This is a genomic window from Clostridium taeniosporum (genome assembly GCF_001735765.2).
GTDB lineage: Bacteria > Bacillota > Clostridia > Clostridiales > Clostridiaceae > Clostridium > Clostridium taeniosporum.
Genome location: NZ_CP017253.2, coordinates 2,035,325 through 2,054,744, shown reverse-complemented (window position 1 = coordinate 2,054,744; position 19,420 = coordinate 2,035,325). Strand labels below are relative to the sequence as shown.

The 19,420-nt window shown below is 25.0% G+C and carries 27 protein-coding genes; all 27 read left to right on the top strand.

Annotation, left to right across the window (positions count from 1 at the left end):
* Positions 1-14: 14 nt before the first annotated feature.
* The 27 genes from BGI42_RS09450 to BGI42_RS09320 all read left to right on the top strand — a co-directional run bounded on the left by BGI42_RS09450 (position 15) and on the right by BGI42_RS09320 (position 19,411).
* Positions 15-1,388 (top strand): GspE/PulE family protein, encoded by a 1,374-nt coding sequence (locus tag BGI42_RS09450; protein WP_192875370.1) that lies wholly within the window; start codon positions 15-17, stop codon positions 1,386-1,388.
* On the top strand, positions 1,375-2,451 hold the full coding sequence (locus BGI42_RS09445; protein WP_069680066.1) for a type II secretion system F family protein: 1,077 nt from the start codon (positions 1,375-1,377) through the stop codon (positions 2,449-2,451). Before BGI42_RS09450 ends, BGI42_RS09445 begins: the two co-directional genes overlap by 14 nt.
* A complete protein-coding gene (locus tag BGI42_RS09440; protein ID WP_069680065.1) occupies positions 2,448-2,903 on the top strand; it encodes a prepilin-type N-terminal cleavage/methylation domain-containing protein in 456 nt (151 codons plus the stop codon). The genes BGI42_RS09445 and BGI42_RS09440 overlap by 4 nt, the downstream gene beginning before the upstream one ends.
* A complete protein-coding gene (locus BGI42_RS09435; protein ID WP_242984720.1) occupies positions 2,875-3,345 on the top strand; it encodes a hypothetical protein in 471 nt (156 codons plus the stop codon). Before BGI42_RS09440 ends, BGI42_RS09435 begins: the two co-directional genes overlap by 29 nt.
* Positions 3,338-3,778 (top strand): competence type IV pilus minor pilin ComGF, encoded by a 441-nt coding sequence (locus tag BGI42_RS09430; protein WP_069680064.1) that lies wholly within the window; start codon positions 3,338-3,340, stop codon positions 3,776-3,778. Before BGI42_RS09435 ends, BGI42_RS09430 begins: the two co-directional genes overlap by 8 nt.
* On the top strand, positions 3,769-4,167 hold the full coding sequence (locus tag BGI42_RS09425; RefSeq protein ID WP_069680063.1) for a hypothetical protein: 399 nt from the start codon (positions 3,769-3,771) through the stop codon (positions 4,165-4,167). The genes BGI42_RS09430 and BGI42_RS09425 overlap by 10 nt, the downstream gene beginning before the upstream one ends.
* 58 nt (positions 4,168-4,225) lie before the next feature.
* Complete coding sequence (locus BGI42_RS09420) at positions 4,226-4,927, top strand: hypothetical protein (protein ID WP_069680062.1); 702 nt, start codon at positions 4,226-4,228, stop codon at positions 4,925-4,927.
* Positions 4,878-5,303 (top strand): hypothetical protein, encoded by a 426-nt coding sequence (locus BGI42_RS09415; RefSeq protein WP_069680061.1) that lies wholly within the window; start codon positions 4,878-4,880, stop codon positions 5,301-5,303. The genes BGI42_RS09420 and BGI42_RS09415 overlap by 50 nt, the downstream gene beginning before the upstream one ends.
* Positions 5,290-5,655 carry a hypothetical protein gene (locus tag BGI42_RS09410; RefSeq protein WP_069680060.1) on the top strand — a complete coding sequence of 122 codons (366 nt, stop codon included), beginning with the start codon at positions 5,290-5,292 and terminating at the stop codon, positions 5,653-5,655. Before BGI42_RS09415 ends, BGI42_RS09410 begins: the two co-directional genes overlap by 14 nt.
* 195 nt (positions 5,656-5,850) lie before the next feature.
* The gene (gene efp, locus BGI42_RS09405) at positions 5,851-6,408 is read left to right on the top strand and encodes an elongation factor P (protein ID WP_069680059.1); all 558 of its coding nucleotides are present in this window, start codon (positions 5,851-5,853) and stop codon (positions 6,406-6,408) included.
* An 88-nt stretch (positions 6,409-6,496) separates the two neighbouring features.
* The gene (locus tag BGI42_RS09400) at positions 6,497-6,862 is read left to right on the top strand and encodes a CD1247 N-terminal domain-containing protein (RefSeq protein ID WP_069680058.1); all 366 of its coding nucleotides are present in this window, start codon (positions 6,497-6,499) and stop codon (positions 6,860-6,862) included.
* Between the two features lie 550 nt (positions 6,863-7,412).
* Positions 7,413-8,333 carry a stage III sporulation protein AA gene (gene spoIIIAA / locus BGI42_RS09395; protein WP_069680057.1) on the top strand — a complete coding sequence of 307 codons (921 nt, stop codon included), beginning with the start codon at positions 7,413-7,415 and terminating at the stop codon, positions 8,331-8,333.
* Positions 8,321-8,839 (top strand): stage III sporulation protein SpoIIIAB, encoded by a 519-nt coding sequence (gene spoIIIAB / locus BGI42_RS09390; RefSeq protein ID WP_069680056.1) that lies wholly within the window; start codon positions 8,321-8,323, stop codon positions 8,837-8,839. The genes spoIIIAA and spoIIIAB overlap by 13 nt, the downstream gene beginning before the upstream one ends.
* A gap of 12 nt (positions 8,840-8,851) precedes the next feature.
* Positions 8,852-9,049 carry a stage III sporulation protein AC gene (gene spoIIIAC / locus BGI42_RS09385; protein WP_003374374.1) on the top strand — a complete coding sequence of 66 codons (198 nt, stop codon included), beginning with the start codon at positions 8,852-8,854 and terminating at the stop codon, positions 9,047-9,049.
* Positions 9,050-9,057: 8 nt separating this feature from the next.
* Positions 9,058-9,441: a stage III sporulation protein AD gene (gene spoIIIAD / locus BGI42_RS09380; protein WP_069680055.1), complete on the top strand. Its 384-nt coding sequence runs from the start codon at positions 9,058-9,060 to the stop codon at positions 9,439-9,441.
* Positions 9,442-9,452: 11 nt separating this feature from the next.
* Positions 9,453-10,709: a stage III sporulation protein AE gene (gene spoIIIAE, locus BGI42_RS09375; protein WP_069680054.1), complete on the top strand. Its 1,257-nt coding sequence runs from the start codon at positions 9,453-9,455 to the stop codon at positions 10,707-10,709.
* Between the two features lie 4 nt (positions 10,710-10,713).
* On the top strand, positions 10,714-11,307 hold the full coding sequence (gene spoIIIAF, locus BGI42_RS09370; protein ID WP_069681063.1) for a stage III sporulation protein AF: 594 nt from the start codon (positions 10,714-10,716) through the stop codon (positions 11,305-11,307).
* Between the two features lie 11 nt (positions 11,308-11,318).
* On the top strand, positions 11,319-11,948 hold the full coding sequence (gene spoIIIAG / locus BGI42_RS09365) for a stage III sporulation protein AG (protein WP_069680053.1): 630 nt from the start codon (positions 11,319-11,321) through the stop codon (positions 11,946-11,948).
* Positions 11,949-11,988: 40 nt separating this feature from the next.
* Positions 11,989-12,534 (top strand): SpoIIIAH-like family protein, encoded by a 546-nt coding sequence (locus BGI42_RS09360; RefSeq protein WP_069680052.1) that lies wholly within the window; start codon positions 11,989-11,991, stop codon positions 12,532-12,534.
* 122 nt (positions 12,535-12,656) lie between these two features.
* Positions 12,657-13,037, top strand: a complete 381-nt coding sequence (locus tag BGI42_RS09355; RefSeq protein ID WP_069680051.1) for an Asp23/Gls24 family envelope stress response protein — start codon at positions 12,657-12,659, stop codon at positions 13,035-13,037.
* Between the two features lie 118 nt (positions 13,038-13,155).
* On the top strand, positions 13,156-13,557 hold the full coding sequence (gene nusB / locus BGI42_RS09350) for a transcription antitermination factor NusB (RefSeq protein ID WP_069680050.1): 402 nt from the start codon (positions 13,156-13,158) through the stop codon (positions 13,555-13,557).
* A 19-nt stretch (positions 13,558-13,576) separates the two neighbouring features.
* The gene (locus BGI42_RS09345; RefSeq protein ID WP_069680049.1) at positions 13,577-14,425 is read left to right on the top strand and encodes a bifunctional methylenetetrahydrofolate dehydrogenase/methenyltetrahydrofolate cyclohydrolase; all 849 of its coding nucleotides are present in this window, start codon (positions 13,577-13,579) and stop codon (positions 14,423-14,425) included.
* Positions 14,415-15,614 (top strand): exodeoxyribonuclease VII large subunit, encoded by a 1,200-nt coding sequence (xseA, locus tag BGI42_RS09340; protein ID WP_069680048.1) that lies wholly within the window; start codon positions 14,415-14,417, stop codon positions 15,612-15,614. The genes BGI42_RS09345 and xseA overlap by 11 nt, the downstream gene beginning before the upstream one ends.
* A 12-nt stretch (positions 15,615-15,626) precedes the next feature.
* On the top strand, positions 15,627-15,851 hold the full coding sequence (gene xseB / locus BGI42_RS09335) for an exodeoxyribonuclease VII small subunit (RefSeq protein ID WP_069680047.1): 225 nt from the start codon (positions 15,627-15,629) through the stop codon (positions 15,849-15,851).
* On the top strand, positions 15,838-16,707 hold the full coding sequence (locus tag BGI42_RS09330) for a polyprenyl synthetase family protein (RefSeq protein ID WP_069680046.1): 870 nt from the start codon (positions 15,838-15,840) through the stop codon (positions 16,705-16,707). The genes xseB and BGI42_RS09330 overlap by 14 nt, the downstream gene beginning before the upstream one ends.
* 17 nt (positions 16,708-16,724) lie before the next feature.
* A complete protein-coding gene (dxs, locus tag BGI42_RS09325) occupies positions 16,725-18,584 on the top strand; it encodes a 1-deoxy-D-xylulose-5-phosphate synthase (protein ID WP_069680045.1) in 1,860 nt (619 codons plus the stop codon).
* 17 nt (positions 18,585-18,601) lie between these two features.
* Positions 18,602-19,411: a TlyA family RNA methyltransferase gene (locus BGI42_RS09320; protein ID WP_069680044.1), complete on the top strand. Its 810-nt coding sequence runs from the start codon at positions 18,602-18,604 to the stop codon at positions 19,409-19,411.
* Positions 19,412-19,420: the final 9 nt, after the last annotated feature.

Here is a 19,420-nt window from a genome sequence, read left to right as displayed (position 1 = left end):
ATGTTTAACAAATAATGGAAGAAGGGATAAAAATAATTGAATATAAAATTAGAGATGCAGATTTAAACATTTCTAGAAAAATAAATAAAAAGATATGTGATAAATATAAAGTTATTCCTATAAAACAAGAAAATAATAAGACTATTGTATTAGGATATGGAATCAAAGAAGATGCAGAAGAATACTTAAGATTTATTTATAATAATGAAATTATTTTAAATAAAGTAAGTAAGTCCAATTATGAATATTTAAGAAATATTATATTTGGAGTGGAAGATGAGAGATTTAAGGATACTTTGATTTATAATGCAATAATGAGAAATGCTAGTGATATACATTTTGAACCACATGAAAAAGAAGTAGATGTAAGATATAGAATTAATGGAGGGTTAATTCTAGTAAATAAAATGCTTTTATCTGAGTATATAACTTTAGCTTCAAAGATAAAATTGCAAGCTAATATGGACATATCAGAAAAGAGAAAGCCTCAAGATGGAAAAATACTTATAAATTATGATAATAACAATTATGATTTAAGGGTTTCATCTATTCCAGTAGTTTATGGTGAAAAAATAGTTATAAGAATACTGTATAGCAATAATTTTAACTATAGATTAGAGGATCTATACTTTTCAAAGGAAAAGTTAGAATTAGTAAGAAAAATTATGTCACTGAAAAAAGGTTTAGTTTTGGTTAATGGACCAACAGGAAGTGGAAAATCGACAACTCTGTATACTATATTGAAAGAAATTAATAAAGAAGATATAAATATAACAACTCTAGAAGATCCAGTAGAAGCAATAATTCCCAACATCAATCAAATGAGTTTAAATAAAAAACTAGATATAAATTTTTCAAATGGCTTAAAAAATATATTAAGACAAGATCCTGATGTAATTATGGTTGGAGAAGTTAGAGATGAAGAAACAGCTAAAATTTCTGTAAGAGCATCAATAACAGGACATAAAGTATATACTACTATTCACACATCTACACCTAGAGAGGTGTTCTTTAGATTGGAAGACATGGGGGTAAAGCAGTATCTATTACGCGATTCCATTGTAGGAATAATATCTCAAAGATTGATAAAGACCTTATGCAAAAATTGTAAAAAAGAAGATACTAAAAATAGTTATAAAGGAATTAAATTATATAAAAAAATAGGATGCTCATATTGTAACTATTCTGGGTATGAATCAAGAAAACTTATAAGTGCTATATATTTTTTAGATGAAAAATATGATGAGCTAAATATTTATAAAGACAAGTCTTGCTTATCTAATCTAGGAATGAAAGAGGATTTAGAAAGTTTATTAAAAATAGGAGAAATATCATTTGAGGATTATATAAGCTTTATGAAAGGAGAAGGATTAGATGAGTATCTTTAAGAAAATAAATAATTTTCTTAATAAGAGGTACATGAAAATAAATTTTAATGAACTAAGTTTAATTTCTGGAAGTCTAGCACAATTGTATAAGGATGGAATAAAAATTAATGAAGCTCTTAATTTAATAAAAGAAATTATTTTAACTAAAGAATATAAAAGAAGTATAGATCAAATTGTTAAAAACATAGAAAGTGGAGAGACACTATCCGCTGCTTTTTATAAACATTATGAGTTATATCCTAAATTTTTCATAGGGATAATATCTATTGGAGAAAATTCGGGGAACTTATATGAAGCATTAAATGCTCTTAAAGAGTACTATGGGAAAAGAGCTTTTATAAAGAAATACATTCTAAGTTCATTAGCATATCCAATAATATTATTTATAAGTATATTAGCTTTAATTGTATTTTTAGTTTTAATAGTTATACCCAATTTTAACAGCATATATTCATCTATAGGAATAAAAGCACCAATCATTTCTCAAAAAATTTATGAAATAAGTATGTATATAAAAGAAAATATAAGTATTAGTATTATGTTTTTATTGTGCTGGGGAGTTATAATACCATTTATAATAATAAAAAAGCTAATGGGCAAAAAATATATGTATTTATTAAGCAAGTTTAAGATATTTAATAGATTTCTAGAATATGTAATTGTTTTCATAATATCTATTATTATTAATAGTGGTATGAATATTTCTTATGGACTTAAACAGTGTGCTTCTAGTATGAATTCTGGTTATATAAGTAATAAACTAATTGAAATTAATAAAGATATACTAAAAGGAAATACATTAAGTGAATCTATAATTAATGCAGATATATTTTCTAAATATACAATTGCAATAATAAAAGTAAGAGAAGAAAGTGGGTCTGTTGGAGAAGGTTTAAAAGAATTAAGTATTATATTAGAAAAATCTTTAATTAAAATTGTTAATAAATATTTAAGTTTATTACAGCCTTTTTTTATAATAGTCATATCAGTAATAATTACATTGTTTTTTATAATTTTTATTCTTCCTTTATTTGATGGATTAAAGGTGGGAATTATAAAATGAAGCATAAAGGCTTTACATTAATAGAAGTTATAGCAAGTTTATCTATAATATTAATAATATTTTCTTTAACTGCATCAGTAAAAGATATTAATTCTGTTATTTCAAACAAAATAGAGTGGGAGTCAGTACTTTATGATGTAGAAAATTTATTTACTTATAGTAAAGCATATTGTAAGAAAAATAAAATAAATGGAGAAATTCAAGTAGATAATATAAGAAATAAAATTATATTTTCACCCAATGATAGAAAGCGTATAAAACAAGTAATCTTACCAAATTGGATGAAAATATTTACAAAGAATGAATGTATGCAAGTAAAATCTAATGGGCATATAAATCAAGGAAAAACTATAGGGTTTAAGGACTATAAAAATAATATGTATGAAATTACTGTATTGCCAGGAATTGATTATATAAATATTAATGAAGTTTGTAGAAGAAAAGATTTTTAGAAAGGAAATAATAGTGAAAAATAGAGGTAGTGTTTTAATAGAAGCTATTTCAGCAATATTTATGTTAACACTTATAATATCTTTCTCAATAAGTACTTGTATTAAAAGCAATCAGATACTAAAAGAAAGAATATTAAGAGAAGAATTAAATAGAGCAATGTATAATACTATAAACGAATTAAAATATAATACTAAAATGAATGATCTTAAGGAAATATTAGATTATAATTATATAGGATTAAAATTTGACGAGAATTTTTATGATGAACTAATGAATAAAGATATTTTAAATTTAACTAAAGGTAGTGATATTAAAATTTCAAAATTAAAAGAAGATAATTATAAACTTGAAATTTTAATTGATGGAGTGATTGATAGAGAAAATTTACATGTTGATATAAAACAGAGTTTTACAAAAATGTGGTGGATGGAATATGTTTAAATATAAAAAGAAAAAAGGATTTACCATAATAGAATCTATTGTATATATTTTTTTTGTAACAATTATACTTTTTATTGGAACTAATTTGATTTTTGATAATTATAAGTTTTATATAAAATCTAAAGAAACAAGTAAGATGTATAATAAAATGCAAAATTTTTATATAAATTTAGATTCAATATTAAATAAAGATACTATAAGAGAAGTAGAGTTTGATGAAAAAAATTTAGTACTTTATAGGTATAAAGATACTGTATTAATAAGTAAAAATATTCAAAATGATAAGGATGCTTTGGGAGCGAAATATCCTGAAAGAAAATCTCCTAATATATTACTTAAAGAAGTGGAGGATTTTAAGGTAATAAAAAAAGGCAATTTGATTTATATAGAAATACTCGATAAAAGTGGGAGGAAGTTTATTAGATGTATATAAAAAACAAAGGTAATATTATTATAAGCACAATGTTAACGTTTTCTGTAATCATGCTTATAAGTAGCTGTAGTTTTATATTAATGAAAAATAATAATGAAATATCACATTTATATAATGATAATGGTAGTATATATAATTTATTTCCTAATGAAGAAGATACATTGTTAAAATTAAATACGAAATTAAATAAATTAAAAAATAAAGAGATTTTTATTGAAAATTTTAATATAAAAGATAATTTAAATGAATTAAGATATGAAATAAAAAAAGATAAATTTTACTTATTAACAGACCAAAATACAATTAGAGAGCTTAAATATATTTGTAAAGAAAATAAAATATATTTAATTCCAACGTATAAAAATATGGAAATAAATTATGAATTCTAATATGATTATTAATTTATTAAAAATTATCTTAAACAATAAAGACTAAAGGAAGTGTGTTATGAAAAAATCTATTTTAATTGTTAAAAAAAATAGCTTTATATATAAGCAAAAAGAGTATTTATTTGAGCAATTTGAAGAAGTTGAAAAATTAATGAGTAAAAATAGGGAATTTATAATAGTTGAGGAAGAATTATATTCAAAACATTTTACTGAAAACATAAAAAAGTCACACATATATGCATATATCGAATATAAGCTAAGCAAAGAATTTCATAAGAATAATGATATATTATATCATTACCAATATGATAGGAAAAAATCATTAATATCAATTTATTCTATAAAAGGTGGAAATAGATTAGAGGCTTTATCAAAAGGATCAAATAATATAGAGGTTATTCCAATTCAATTTCTTATTAAAGAGATAATAACAGAAATATTAGAAAAGAATAAATCTGATTTTAGTTGTATAGTCTATTTTTATGGATTTTATTATTATTTAGAATTAGAAGATAATAATTTTCATCGTACATTTGTTGAAAATGATCTTGATATTTTAATTAATAGAATAAATAGCTTTGGCCGTGTAGATAATGGCAAAGAAAATATTTTTTATATAGATAGAAATATAAAAAATAAAGAAATAATTACATTAAATGATGTTAACAAAAAAATTAAATTAATTAATATTAATTGTGAGGATTTATTGTATGAAAAAATATATAAAAAACAAGAACTTTATACCAAAAAAGTTTTATAATATTCAATTTAAAAAAGAAATAAATAATATTAAAAGAATAGAATTTTTATTTTTAATATTAAATTTAATCTTGTTACCTATTACATTAAAAAATATATATGACTATAGGGAAAATAAATATAGATCAATAAATTATATTAATAATGAATATAAAGTTGAAGAAATGGGTATTAATTTTAATGACATAGTTTGTTGGATTAATAATATATTTTTAGATGAAGTTGAAAATGCTTCTATAGATAAAAATGGTGGAGAAATTAAAATTAATAATATAAATGCATTAAAGAAAATAAATGATAGCATAAATATAAAGAATATAAATAATGATAATGTTAATTATATATTAGGAGTAGAGTTAAATAATGAGAAAAGATAAAGTATTAGTAATAATTCTTATTATTATGTCATTATGCCAAAGTATAATCTTAAATAATATAGGTAACTTTAAAGAAGAAGAATTAAGTAAAGAAAGTATAATTAAAAATGATTATAAAAATGTAAGTGTATCTGATATAAATGATAAGTTTAAAAGTTTAAATAATGTGGAATTCTTAAAAGGAACAAAACAGCATGATGGAAGTTGGCTTATATCTTTAAAAATAGAAGGTGAAAAGAAAGACCTTCTGGCAAGCTTAGTTAAATTAAGAAATTATGATATAAAGAATTATAAAATTGAGCATAATAAAGATAAAAGTTCATTGATAATAGAATTAAGTGATATAATATAAAAATATGCTTTTAATATTTTTATATTGTTTATCATAATTTTGTAGACTTTTTGATGAAAGTAGAGATAAATAATTGCAATTATTTCTTTCTTTTGATAAAATATCATTGTTATGTCGAAGTTTACAATAATTGAACTTTAGTATCTAAATATTATTTAGATTATAATTATTCTATAAATTTTGGAGGGATATTTAATGATATCAGCAGGAGACTTAAGAAAAGGTGTAACTTTTGAGTTTGATGGACAAGTGTTTACAGTTACAGATTTTTTACATGTAAAACCAGGTAAGGGAGCTGCTTTTGTAAGAACTAAGCTTAGAAATGTAATTTCAGGAGGAGTTGTAGATAGAACTTTTAATCCAACTGAAAAATTACAAGAAGCTGTAATAGAAAGAAAAGAAATGCAATATCTTTATTCAGATGGAGAATTATACTATTTCATGGATCAAGAAACTTTTGAACAAATTCCTTTAGATGGTGAAAAAGTTGCAGATGCAATAAAATACTTAAAAGAAAATATGTTTGCAGTTATAAAATTCTTTAAAGGAAATGCGTTCTCAGTAGAAGCACCAAATTTTGTTGAATTACAAATAACTTATACTGAACCAGGTGTTAAAGGTAATACAGCTACAAACTCATTAAAGCCAGCTACAGTTGAAACTGGAGCAACAATTAATGTTCCAATGTTTGTTAATGATGGTGATGTTATAAGAATAGATACTAGAACAGGAGAATATATGGAAAGAGTTTAATCTCTTAAATATATTTTAAAGTTTTAATATTAAATAAAGTTGCTAAGAAATAACTTAGCAACTTTATTTATAAAAGGAAGTGAAAAATATGGAAAATTTAAGGAATCAAATTAATGGTTTAAAGTCAAATCTATCAAAAATAGAAAGTGAAGAATACAAGAGTTATTTTTTATCAGTAGTATCAATATTAGAAATGATGGATAATAAAATTGAAGAATTAACTGTAAATCAAGAAGCGATAGAAGAAAATATAAGATTTATGGATGATGATTTAAGTGATCTTCAAGAAGAACTTTTTGAAGAGGTTTCAATAGACGAATTAAACGAATTAGAAGATGAATATGTAGAAGCTACTTGTTGTCATTGTGGAAATACAATTTTTGCTGAACAATCAACTTTGAAAAATAATAATGAAATTCCGTGTCCATATTGTAATAAGAATATCAAAGGATAAATATATAACTGTCCATAGTTTTACTATGGATTTTTTCATTTTTAAGAAATTTATATTAATAAAAAATTTGCAGATAATTTTTAGAGTAATATATTTTAAAATTATGATGAGTATCCTAAAAGAACAAAAAAACAATTATATGTCGTACAATTATTTTTGTACTACATTTTGAAAGGGTACATTTCTAAAAATCTTAAGTATAAGTATAACTTTTTTAATATTTAATATATGTTTATAGGTATTATGAGTATACCTAAATAATAGAAAAAAATTATATGTTGAATCATTTTTTGTATTAGGTTTACAAATGATGTGTTGTTAAAAATCTATGCACTACAGTATTTTAGTGGTTTTTATTATGTAGAGAATTATAAAAATTTTACAGTTAGAATCATTATAAAATATAGGTTTAAGTAAAGAAAAAAGCTTTATATATGAATTTTAAAAGGTATGTAAATTTAAATTTACATATCTTTTTTTATTTAACAGTAATATTTTAAATTTTATATAAATATTAATAATTAAGAAAAACATTAGAGGAGGAAGTGAGATGAAAGATGATAGTGATTTCTTAAAGATATTTCCTACTAATATATTTAATTTACTTAAAGATAAGTATAAAGTAGAACAAGTTTATGAGATAAGAATAAAAATAGGTAAACCTATAATAGCTTATTCAAATAAAGGAGAATCAATTATACATTATAATCCGTCAAATGAAGAGATGAAGTCAATAATACAAAAAATATCTAATTATTCACTATATGCTTATGAAGAAGATATAAAACAAGGTTTTATAACAATTAAAGGTGGACATAGAATTGGTATTGCTGGCGAATGTGTTATGTGTAATGGTGAAGTAAAAACTATTAGAAATATATCATCTATAAATGTTAGAGTTTGTAGGGAAGTTATAGGATGTTCAAATAAAATTATGAAATATATAACTAGTGGAGGTAGGATTTATAATACAATAATTATTTCTCCACCCAAATGTGGAAAAACAACAATTTTAAGAGATATATCTAGAAACATATCAAATGGAATGAAATCATTAGGATTAAATGGAAAAAAAGTTTCTGTAATCGATGAAAGAAGTGAAATAGGGGCATGTTATTTTGGAGTTCCTCAAAGTGACTTAGGAATTAGAACAGATATTTTAGATAATTGCTTAAAAAAAGAAGGTATGATCATGTCAATAAGAAGTTTATCACCAGAAGTATTAATTTGTGATGAAATTGGAACTAAAGGAGACACTGAAGCATTAATTATGGCGTTTAATTCTGGAGTAAATATAATTACAAGCATTCATGGATTTACAATTGACGATATCTATAAACGTAAAGTATTTAAAGAACTTATTGACGATGGAATACTTGAAAGAGCTATTATTTTAAGCTCAAGAAATGGTGTAGGTACTATAGAGAAGATTTATAAATTAAGAGGTGAGGAGAAAATATGCTTAAATTAATATTTATTTTTATGCTATTTTTAACTACTTCTTATATTGGTTTTTCATACGGAGAAACTTTTAGGAAAAGATATGATGAGCTTAAAGAAATTTTAAAAGTTTTAATAATATTACAAAATGAAATTTTATACGGAAGTACACCTTTACCTGAAGCATTAAGCAATATTGAAAAAAATACAATTAAACCATTAAAAACACTAATAGGTAATGTAAATAAAAAATTATATGATGGTGAAGCAGATAGTGTATATAGTGCTTTTAAAAGTGAATATATTCTTTTAGAAAATGACTTTTATTTATTAGATAGTGATAAGAACTTTTTGAAAGATTTTATAAAGTCTTTAGGTGAATCTGGACTTTATGGACAAGAAAAAATATTTAATTTAGTAATAGAAAATATACGAAATAATATAAAAGAAGCAGAAGAAGAATCTAAAAAAAATATAAAAGTGTATAGATATTTAGGTATATGCATAGGGGCTATGATTACAATATTTTTAATTTAGGTGGTGAGTTTTATGCATGATATAAGCATTCTTTTTAAAATTGGAGGTGCAGGAATATTACTTGTGATACTTGATAAGGTATTAACAAGTAGTGGAAAAGGTGATGTTGCAGCTATAACTAATATTGCAGGTACTGTAATACTTTTATTAATGATTGTTTCTCTTATTGGAGATTTATTTAACACAGTAAAAACTATGTTTGTAATGTAGGTGATTTTATGTTGATAGTAAAAGTTGCAGCATTGGCATTTATAGGATTATTTCTAACTTTAATTTTTAAAAACAGTAAATCAGAAATGACTACATTTATTTCTTTAGCAGTTGGTGCTTTAATATTACTTTTTATGATAGGTCAAGTACAAGAAATAATTATATTCTTAAAAACTGTAGCAGATAGAGCTAATATAGATATGTTTTATATTGGGATTATATTAAAAATTTTAGCGATTGCTTATTTAGCTTCATTTACAAGTGAATTATGCAAAGATGCAGGAGCTTCAAGTATAGGAACTAAAGTGGAATTTTCAGGTAAAATAATGATCTTAGTATTAGCAATCCCAATTCTTATGGCTGTATTAAACTCTATACTACAGATAATGTAGGTGAAATAGATATGAAGATAATAAAAAGATATACAATATTTTTTTTGATAAGTATTATTGTGGTGACAGTATTTAACAGTATTTTTGTATCTAAAAATACTGTATATGGTTTAGAACAACAGAAGTTGAATACAAGTAATGAGAATGACATTAAAAAAAGTGAATCAGTTATGGATGAAATAACTGTAGATAAATTAGATAATAATACACAAAAACAAATAAGTAATTTATATGAGTATATAAACAAAATGAAAAATAATGTAGAGCTTATGAATGACCTAGATCCAATTCAATATATAAAAGAATATATTAAAAATGGAGAAGGTAATTTTTCTATAAAGTCTTTAAGCAAGGCATTAACAAGTATATTGTTTAAAGAAGTAAGAAGCGTATTAAAACTTATTATATCAATAGTTACAATAGTTATAATCTGTTCACTAATTAAAAATTTACAAAATGCATTTTCAAATGATAATATATCGGAAATAGCTTTTTATGCATGCTATGCTCTAATAATAATGATACTTTCAAAAAGTTTTATTATCTCAATAGATGTTGCAAAGGAAGTTATATTAAATATTACTGATTTTATGGCAGCATTATTACCTGTACTTATAACTATGATAGCTATGGTAGGTGGATTGAGCCAGGCAGCAACATTAGATCCAATTATTTTAGCAGCAGTTATATTTATACCTAGAATTTATTCTAATATTATAATACCACTTATTTTAATGGGATTTGTATTAGAATTTGCTAACAATTTATCTAATGACCATAAAATAATAAATCTTTGTAAACTATTAAAACAGTGCACTTTATGGATGCAGGGAATAATAATAACTATTTTTATAGGTGTTTTAACTGTTAGAGGAATTACATCAAAAACAATAGATGCAGTTACATTAAAAACCACTAAATTTGCAGTTGATAACTTTATACCTATTGTAGGAAAAACATTTTCTGATGCTATTTCTGCTATAGCAGGGTATTCTTTAATAATTAAAAATGCAATAAGCTCAATAGGATTACTAATTATAGTGTTAATACTTTTATATCCAATAGTAAAGTTAGTACTTATGACAGTTATATATAAATTAGCAGCAGCCTTAATTGAACCAATAAGTGATTCTAGAATAACTAATTCAGTAGCAGCAGCTGGAAATTCAATGACTTTAATTATATCTTGTGTTTTAAGTGTTAGTTTAATGTTTTTTATATTAATAGCACTTGTTGCATCCTCAGGGTTGTTTATAGTAGGAGGATAATATGATGTCTTTATTAAAAGAATTAGTAACAACTTTAGTGACTGCACTTATATTTATAACAGCAATAGAACTTATAAGTCCTAATAATAGTATGAAGAAATATTTAAAATTCATATTAGGGTTAGTTTTAATAACTATAATATTAAATCCAATAGTAAGAATTATTTCAAAAGGGGAAAGTAGTATCTATGAGTCTATTACTGATTGTGAACAAATATTTCTTAATTATAAAGATGAAATAAAAAGTAGTGATATTAGTAAAACAGATAATAGTGATTTAAGGAAAAAAGCTTTTGAAGAAAACTTTAATAAGAATTGTGAAAATTTACTTAAATCTAAATATCCAAATAAAAAATTTAAAAGTGATATCGAATGTATGGTGAATTTTAATAAAATGCTTTTTGATATAAAAAAAATAAGAATAGGTATAAGTGAAAAATCTATAAGTAAGATTGAAAAAATAAGAATTAATACCAAAAAGAAATATAGCGAAGAAAACAATAATGGAAATAGAAAGTATAAAGAAATAGTGACATTTATAAGTGAACAGTTGGATATTCCTAAAGATAAAATCGAAGTGTATAAAATAGAGGAATAGGAGATGAGTTTATGGATAAAAATAAGTTTTTTAATGATCTAAAGAAAATATTAGGTGAAAAAAAATTAAGTAATCTTATTTCTATTTGTTTAATATTGGCATTTATATTAATAGCAATGAATGTATTATTACCAAAGAATAAATCTATAAATAAGAATAATGAGATTACTTATAATGATGAGAAAAAAGAGGATACAAAAGAGAAGGAAATGAGCATTTCAACAAATATTTCATCAGATCAAAAAACATATGAAGAAAATCAAAAGGTAGAATTAAAAAATATATTGAAAAAGATGGAGGGGGTAGGAGAAGTTGATGTAATGATTTCTTTTGAAAGTGGGGAAGAAAAAGTTCCTGCTTATGATACTAATGCTCAAGTATCTAAAACTGAAGAAACAGATACGGAAGGAGGTAAAAGAACAACAAATCAAAAAAATGATGGTGCAACTGTGGTTATGACAAGTAAAGATGGTGGGAATCAACCATTTATACTAAGAACATATAAACCTAAAATAATAGGTGTTGTTGTTGTTGCAGAAGGAGCAGAAAATGGCAGAACAAAATATAATATTGAACAAGCAATTTCTAAGTTATATAACTTAAGTTTAGAAAAGGTTAATGTATATCCTATGAAGAAGTAGCATATAATTTAAAAGATAAAAGGATGGGAGGAAAAATATTATGAAAAGGAAACAATTAGGTATAATCTTTACTTTGTTAGCATTAATATTATGTGTAGGGGTGTTAGCAGCAAAGTTAAATAATGGAGGGTTGAATGATCCAACTGATTTAAGTGCAGTATTATCAGCAGAAAATGTTGCTGTTAATGAAGAAAATGGAGAAGAGAAAAAGACTGATGATGATAAAGCAACATTGAGTCAAAATGAATATTTCTTTCAAGCTAGAAGTGATAGAGAGCAACAAGAAAGTGCAACAATTCAAAGCTTAAAAGCATTAGTGGCAGATGAAAATACACCTAAGGAAAAGAAAGAAGATGCAAATAAGGAATTGAAAGAAAGAATTTTAAGAAAAGATAATGAAGGTAGAATTGAATTAAATATAAAAAATAAAGGTTATGAAGATGCATTATGTATGATAGATGATAATAAAGCAACAGTAATAGTAAAGTCACCAAATACTATTGAAGAAAAAGATAGTGTTGCTATCCAAGAAATAGTTCAAAATGTATCAAAGATAAAAGATGTAATAATACAAGTTCAAAGATAACATAATTATAGTATAAAAAAATAATATAAGTTTAATTGTAATTGTAATATTAAATCATATTTGTTATAATAAACGTAAGATTAACATGTTTTGTTATTACAAAACCTAGGAGGGTGAAAAGCATGGAAAGTTTGAATAGAGAAGATAACGTTGGTATAGTAAAGATATCAGATGAAGTAGTAAGCGTTATTTCAGGTATTGCAGCACAAGAAATTGAAGGTGTTAGTGATTACCCAGTAGGGGCCTCAAATAATTTATCAAGTATTTTAAAAGGTAAGAAATCATTAGGTAAGTCAACAAAGGTTACTTTGCTTGAGGATAAAGCAACTATAGATATAAATTTAAGTGTCGAGTATGGTGTAAAAATAATGGAGGTAGTTTCACAAGTTCAAGACAATGTAAAAAGAACAGTTGAAGCTATGACAGGATTAGTGGTAGAGGCTGTGAATGTGTATGTTCAGAACATATATATGCCTAAAAAAGAAGAAAGTGAATCTAATTAATATTTAATTTCACCCTCTGAATTTCAGAGGGTGTTTCCATGCTAGATATTATTTAGAGAATAAATTTTAATAAAAATGACAAGAATTTAAGAAGAAATTAAAGTACATGGAGGATCAGATGAACAGAAAACTATCAAGAGAAAAAGCAATGGAATTATTATTTGGAATGACATTAAATACTGATAATTGTGAGGAAACTTTAGAAAATTTTGTAGATAATTATGAAGGTAATATAAAAGAATTAGATTTAACATACATAAAAAGAATATTAATAGGTGTAGAAAATAATAAAGACAATATAGATGAAGCTATATCAAATAACTTATGTAATTGGAAAATAGATAGAATATCAAAAGTTAATTTGTGTATATTAAGATTAGCTGTATATGAATTATTATATGATGAAGAAATTCCTAATAAAGTTGCAATAAATGAAGCATTAGAAATAACAAAGAAATATTCAGATGAAAAAAGTGTTTCGTTTATAAATGGAGTTTTAGATAAAATTTTAAAAAAATAGATTAGAAGGGGCGAAAAAAATGGGGCAAATTATAAATGGAAAAGAAGTAGCATTAAAAATAAAAGAGGAAATAAAAACTTTTGTAGAAGAAAGAAAAAACAATAAATTAAGTATTCCAAAGATTGCATCTATATTAGTTGGAAATGATGGTGGATCAATTTATTATATGTCAAGTCAAGAAAAAGTAGCTAATTCTTTAGGAGTAGATTTTTTGAAAATTGTACTGGAAGAAAAGGTTAATGATGAAGATGTTATAAATGAAATACATAAATTAAATGATGATTCTAGTATTCAAGGAATTATATTACAATTACCTTTACCTAAGCATTTAGATGAAAAGAAAATAATAAAAGAGATATCTATTAAAAAGGATATAGATTGTCTTACATTTGAAAGTCAAGGTAAATTGTATATGGGTGAAAAAGGATTTTTACCATGTACACCTAATTCAGTTGTAACTTTAATTAAGAGCCTTAATATTGATATAACTGGTAAAGAAGTAGTTGTACTTGGAAGAAGTAACATAGTAGGTAAGCCAGTAGCACAACTTTTATTAAATGAAAATGCAACAGTTACTATATGTCATTCTAAAACAAAGAATTTAAAAGAAGTTTGTAGTAAAGCAGATATATTAGTAGTGGCAATTGGTAAACCTAAGTTTATAGATGGAGAATATGTAAAAGAAGATGCAATAGTTATTGATGTTGGAACTTCATCTTTTGAGGGTAAAATAACTGGGGATGTTAATTTTGATAAGGTAATAGATAAAGCTTCTTTTGTAACACCAGTACCAGGGGGAGTTGGAGCTTTAACTACAACACTTTTAATAAAAAATTCATGTGAGGCTTTAAAGGAATATGAAGATTAAAACTTTAACTGTTTCAGACTTAACAAGCTATATAAAAAAAATAATAGATAATGACTTTATTTTAAATAATCTCTCTGTAAAAGGGGAGATTTCTAATTTAAAGTTTCATAGCAGTGGACATATTTACTTTTCTTTAAAAGATAGTAATAGCAAAGTAAACTGTGTTATGTTTAAAGGTAAAGCAAGTCTTTTAAATATTGCTTTAGAAGATGGTATGGAAGTTATAGTAAAAGGTAGAGCATCTATTTATACAGCTGCAGGCAGTTTTCAACTTTATTGTGATGAAATTAAAAAAGAAGGTCAAGGAGAACTTTTTATAAAATTTGAAGCTCTTAAAGAGAAACTATCAAAAGCAGGATATTTTGATGAGATATATAAGAAAAGTATTCCAATGTATGCTAAAAAAATAGGTGTTGTAACCTCATCAACAGGTGCAGTAATAAGAGATATAATAAATGTAACTAAGAGAAGAAATTCATTAGTAGATATAGTTTTATATCCTGCAAAGGTTCAAGGCGATGGTGCATATAAAGAAATAATTGAAGGAATTGAATATTTTAATAATAAGCAAGATATTGATCTTATAATAATTGGAAGAGGCGGAGGTTCTATAGAAGAACTCTGGAATTTTAATGAAGAAGAGCTTGCAGAAGTCATATTTAATTCAAAACTTCCTATTATTTCAGCAGTAGGTCATGAAGTAGATTTTACAATTTCAGATTTTGTTTCTGATATAAGAGCTGCAACACCTTCACAAGCAGCTGAAATAGCAGTTCCACTCTTAAGTGATATAAATACAAGGATTTATGACATATCTAAAACATTGGATAGTGAAATTCAAAGAAAATTAAGAGAATGTAAGGATAAATTAGAAGCGAATAAGAGACTTTTAAAATTACATTCTCCAATGACTAGAATAGTAAACTCGTATATAGAAGTTGATAAATTAAAAGATAGATTATATTTTGCAATAGACACAAAAATAAAGAGAGAAAAGCAAAAAATAGAATCATTAAATAGTTTATTAAGCGCAAATAATCCTATAAAGGTACTTAATAAAGGATATGCTATAATAGAAGATGAAAATCAAGAAATCATTAAAGAAACATCAAGATTAAAAGACCAAAAAGAAATTCGAATTTCTTTAAGTGATGGTAAAGTTAAAGGGAATTTTATACCTATTAAGTAAGGAGAATATTATATGCCAAGAAAAGAAAGTTATGAAGATATGTTAAATAAACTTCAAGACATTTTAAGTACATTAGAGGGTAATAACTTAAATCTTGAAGAGGGTATGAAAGCATATGAAGATGGGGTTAAATTAGTTAATAAACTTTATAAGACTTTAAATTCATATGAAGGAAAAATATCTGTAATTAAGGATGAGAAAGAAGTGGAGTTTGAAGGTCAAGATGGAGATAGATAATTTAAAAAATATAATAGATGAATATTTAAAAAATTATTTTGCAAACAAAAATTCTTATAATAAAACTGTTTATGAGTCAGCAGCATATAGCGTAAATATAGGAGGAAAAAGAATTCGTCCAATACTACTTATGTTAACTTATTCTTTATATAAAGATGATATAAAAAAAGTATTACCAATAGCAGCTGCAATAGAAATGATTCACACGTATTCTTTAATTCATGATGACCTTCCATGTATGGATAATGATGATTTAAGAAGAGGAAAGCCAACAAATCATAGGATCTTTGGTGAAAATATTGCAGTTTTAGCAGGAGATGCTTTATTAAATGAAGCTATGACATTACTTATGAAAAGTTCTTTGCAATTAGAAAAAAATGTATTAAAAGCTTCTTATGAAATTTCAAAGGCAGCAGGGCCAGAAGGAATGATAGGTGGTCAAGTTGTTGATGTATTAAGTGAAGGAAAAGAAATATCAAAAGAAGAATTAGAATATATGCATAAAAAGAAGACTGGCGAACTTATAAGAGTTTCTATAGTATCAGGGGGGATTTTAGCTAATGTTCCAAGTAGAGATATAGAGGCTTTAAATGAATATGGTAAAAAATTAGGGTTAGCATTTCAGATAAAAGATGATATATTAGATGTAATAGGAACTGAAGAAGAATTAGGTAAAGCAATAAATAAAGATACAGAATTAAATAAAACTAATTTCATAACTGTTTATGGGTTGGAAAAGTGTGAAGAACTTTGTAAAATATTAACTGAAGAATGTATAAAAATTTTAGACAACTTAAGTGTAGATTCTAGTTTATTAAAAGAATTAACTTATAATCTTTTAAATAGACTAAATTAAAAAAGGGAATGGTTATTATGAAGTCGTTATTAGATAGTTTAAATTTCCCAAAAGATTTAAAAAATTTAAGCGCTAGTGATACAAAAAGATTAAGTAATGAAATAAGACAATTTTTGATAGAGAGTGTTTCAAAAACAGGAGGTCACTTATCATCTAATTTAGGTGTTGTAGAGCTTACATTAAGTCTTATAAAATCTTTTGATTTTGAAAGAGATAAAATAGTATGGGATGTAGGACATCAAAGTTATGTATACAAGATTTTAACTGGTAGAAAAGATGATTTTAAAAATCTTAGACAATTAGATGGTTTAAGTGGATTTCCAAAAAGAAATGAAAGTAAATATGATTATTTCGATACTGGACATAGCAGTACATCAATCTCATCAGCACTTGGAATGGCAAGGGCAAGGGATTTAAAAAAGGAAAAGTATATTGTAGTTGCTGTAATTGGTGATGGAGCTTTAACAGGAGGTATGGCATTAGAAGCCTTAAATGATATAGGTTTTAGAAAAACTAAAATGATAATTATTTTAAATGATAATCAAATGTCCATTTCTCTTAATGTTGGAGGTTTGTCTAGATACTTAAATAAATTAAGAACTGGTGAAAGATATAATAAGTTAAAAACTAATATAAATACATCTCTTAGCTCTTCAGATTTAGGGAAAGATATTATTTCTAAAATATCAAAAATAAAAGATAGTATAAAACAATTAGTTGTGCCTTCTATGTTTTTTGAAAATATGGGGATAAAATATATAGGCCCAGTTGATGGGCATGATGTAAAAGCAATGAATGAAGTATTTAGCAGAGTTAAAGATATGGAAGGACCTGTTATAATACATACGGTTACGCAAAAAGGCAAGGGATATTCATTAGCAGAAAAAAGTCCTTCTAAGTATCATGGAATACCTCCTAGCAATAATAAAAAAGAAGAGATTAATAAAACTTGTAAATATACATATTCTAAAGCTTTTGGTAATGCATTAATTGATATATCAAAAGAAGAAAAGGAAGTAGTAGCTATAACAGCAGCAATGCCGGATGGAACAGGATTAAAAGAGTTTGCCACTACTTATCCAGAACGTTTTTTTGATGTTGGTATAGCAGAACAACATGCTGTCACATTAGCAGCAGGAATGGCAGCCAATGGATTAAAGCCTGTATTTGCAGTATACTCTACTTTTTTACAACGAGGATTTGATCAGGTAATACATGATGTGTGCATTCAAAATTTACCTGTAATATTTGCTGTGGATAGGGCTGGAATAGTAGGAGAAGATGGGGAAACTCATCAAGGAATTATGGATGTAAGTTATTTGTCTATGATACCTAATATGACTATAATAGCACCAAAGTGTACAAAAGAAGTATATAGTATGCTAAAATGGGCAATAAATAAAAATTCACCTGTGGCAATAAGATATCCAAGAGGTAAAGATATTTTACATAATTTAAATGTTTTAACAGAAATAAATTATGGAAAATGGGAAGTTATAAGTGAAGGAAATAAAATATGTATAATTGCTAGTGGAAGGATGCTTCAACATGCAATTTTAGCTAAAGAAATATTAAAAGAAAGAGGACTAAATCCTAAAATTATAAATGCAACTTTTATTAAACCTATAGATAAAGATTTATTAAATGATTTAAAAGAAAAGGGATATGATATTATAACTATAGAAGATAATATTATATCTGGTGGACTTGGAACGGCTATTTTACAACATCTAAATTGCATAAATTATAATGGGAATATAAAATTATTAGGATATAATGATGAATTTATTCCACAAGGAAATGTAGAAGTACTTTATAAAAAATATGGATTAGATCCTGAAAGTATAAGTAGTACCATACTTAAACTTTATAATTAATAAGGAGAATATAATATATGGCAGAAAAAAAAGAAAGACTGGATATACTTTTAGTAGAAAAGGGTATAATTACTTCTAGAGAAAAAGCTAAAGCTTGTATTATGGAAGGTAAAGTATTTGTCGATGGTCAAAGAGTTGATAAAGCTGGAGAAAAGATAAATATAAATGCTAATATAGAATACAAAGGGCCGACGCTTAAGTATGTAAGTCGAGGTGGACTTAAATTAGAAAAAGCAATGAAATCTTATAACATATCTTTAGAAGATAAGGTATGTATGGACATAGGAGCATCTACAGGGGGATTTACTGATTGTATGCTTCAAAATGGGGCTAAAAAGGTATATTCAGTTGATGTAGGATATGGACAGTTTGCTTGGAAGTTAAGGACTGATGAAAGAGTTGTATGCATGGAAAGAACTAATATAAGATATGTTACATTAGAAGATATTGGAGAGCCTTTAGATTTTGCATCAATAGATGTATCATTTATATCATTAAAAAAGATAATGCCTGCAACATTAGGTCTTTTAAAGGATAATGGTGAAGTGGTTGCATTGATAAAGCCACAATTTGAGGCAGGACGTGAAAAAGTAGGTAAAAAGGGTGTCGTTAGAGAAATTAGCACACATAAAGAAGTTGTATATGAAATAGTTGAATTTCTTAAAAATGAAAATTTAAATATTTTAGGAGTAGGATATTCTCCAATAAAGGGCCCAGAAGGAAATAGAGAGTACTTAGTTTATTTCACAAAAGACAATGAAAAAGAAAGCAATTTTGAACTTGAAGATATAGAAAGGGTTGTAGAAGAATCTCATAAAGAATTATAGGGATTTTTG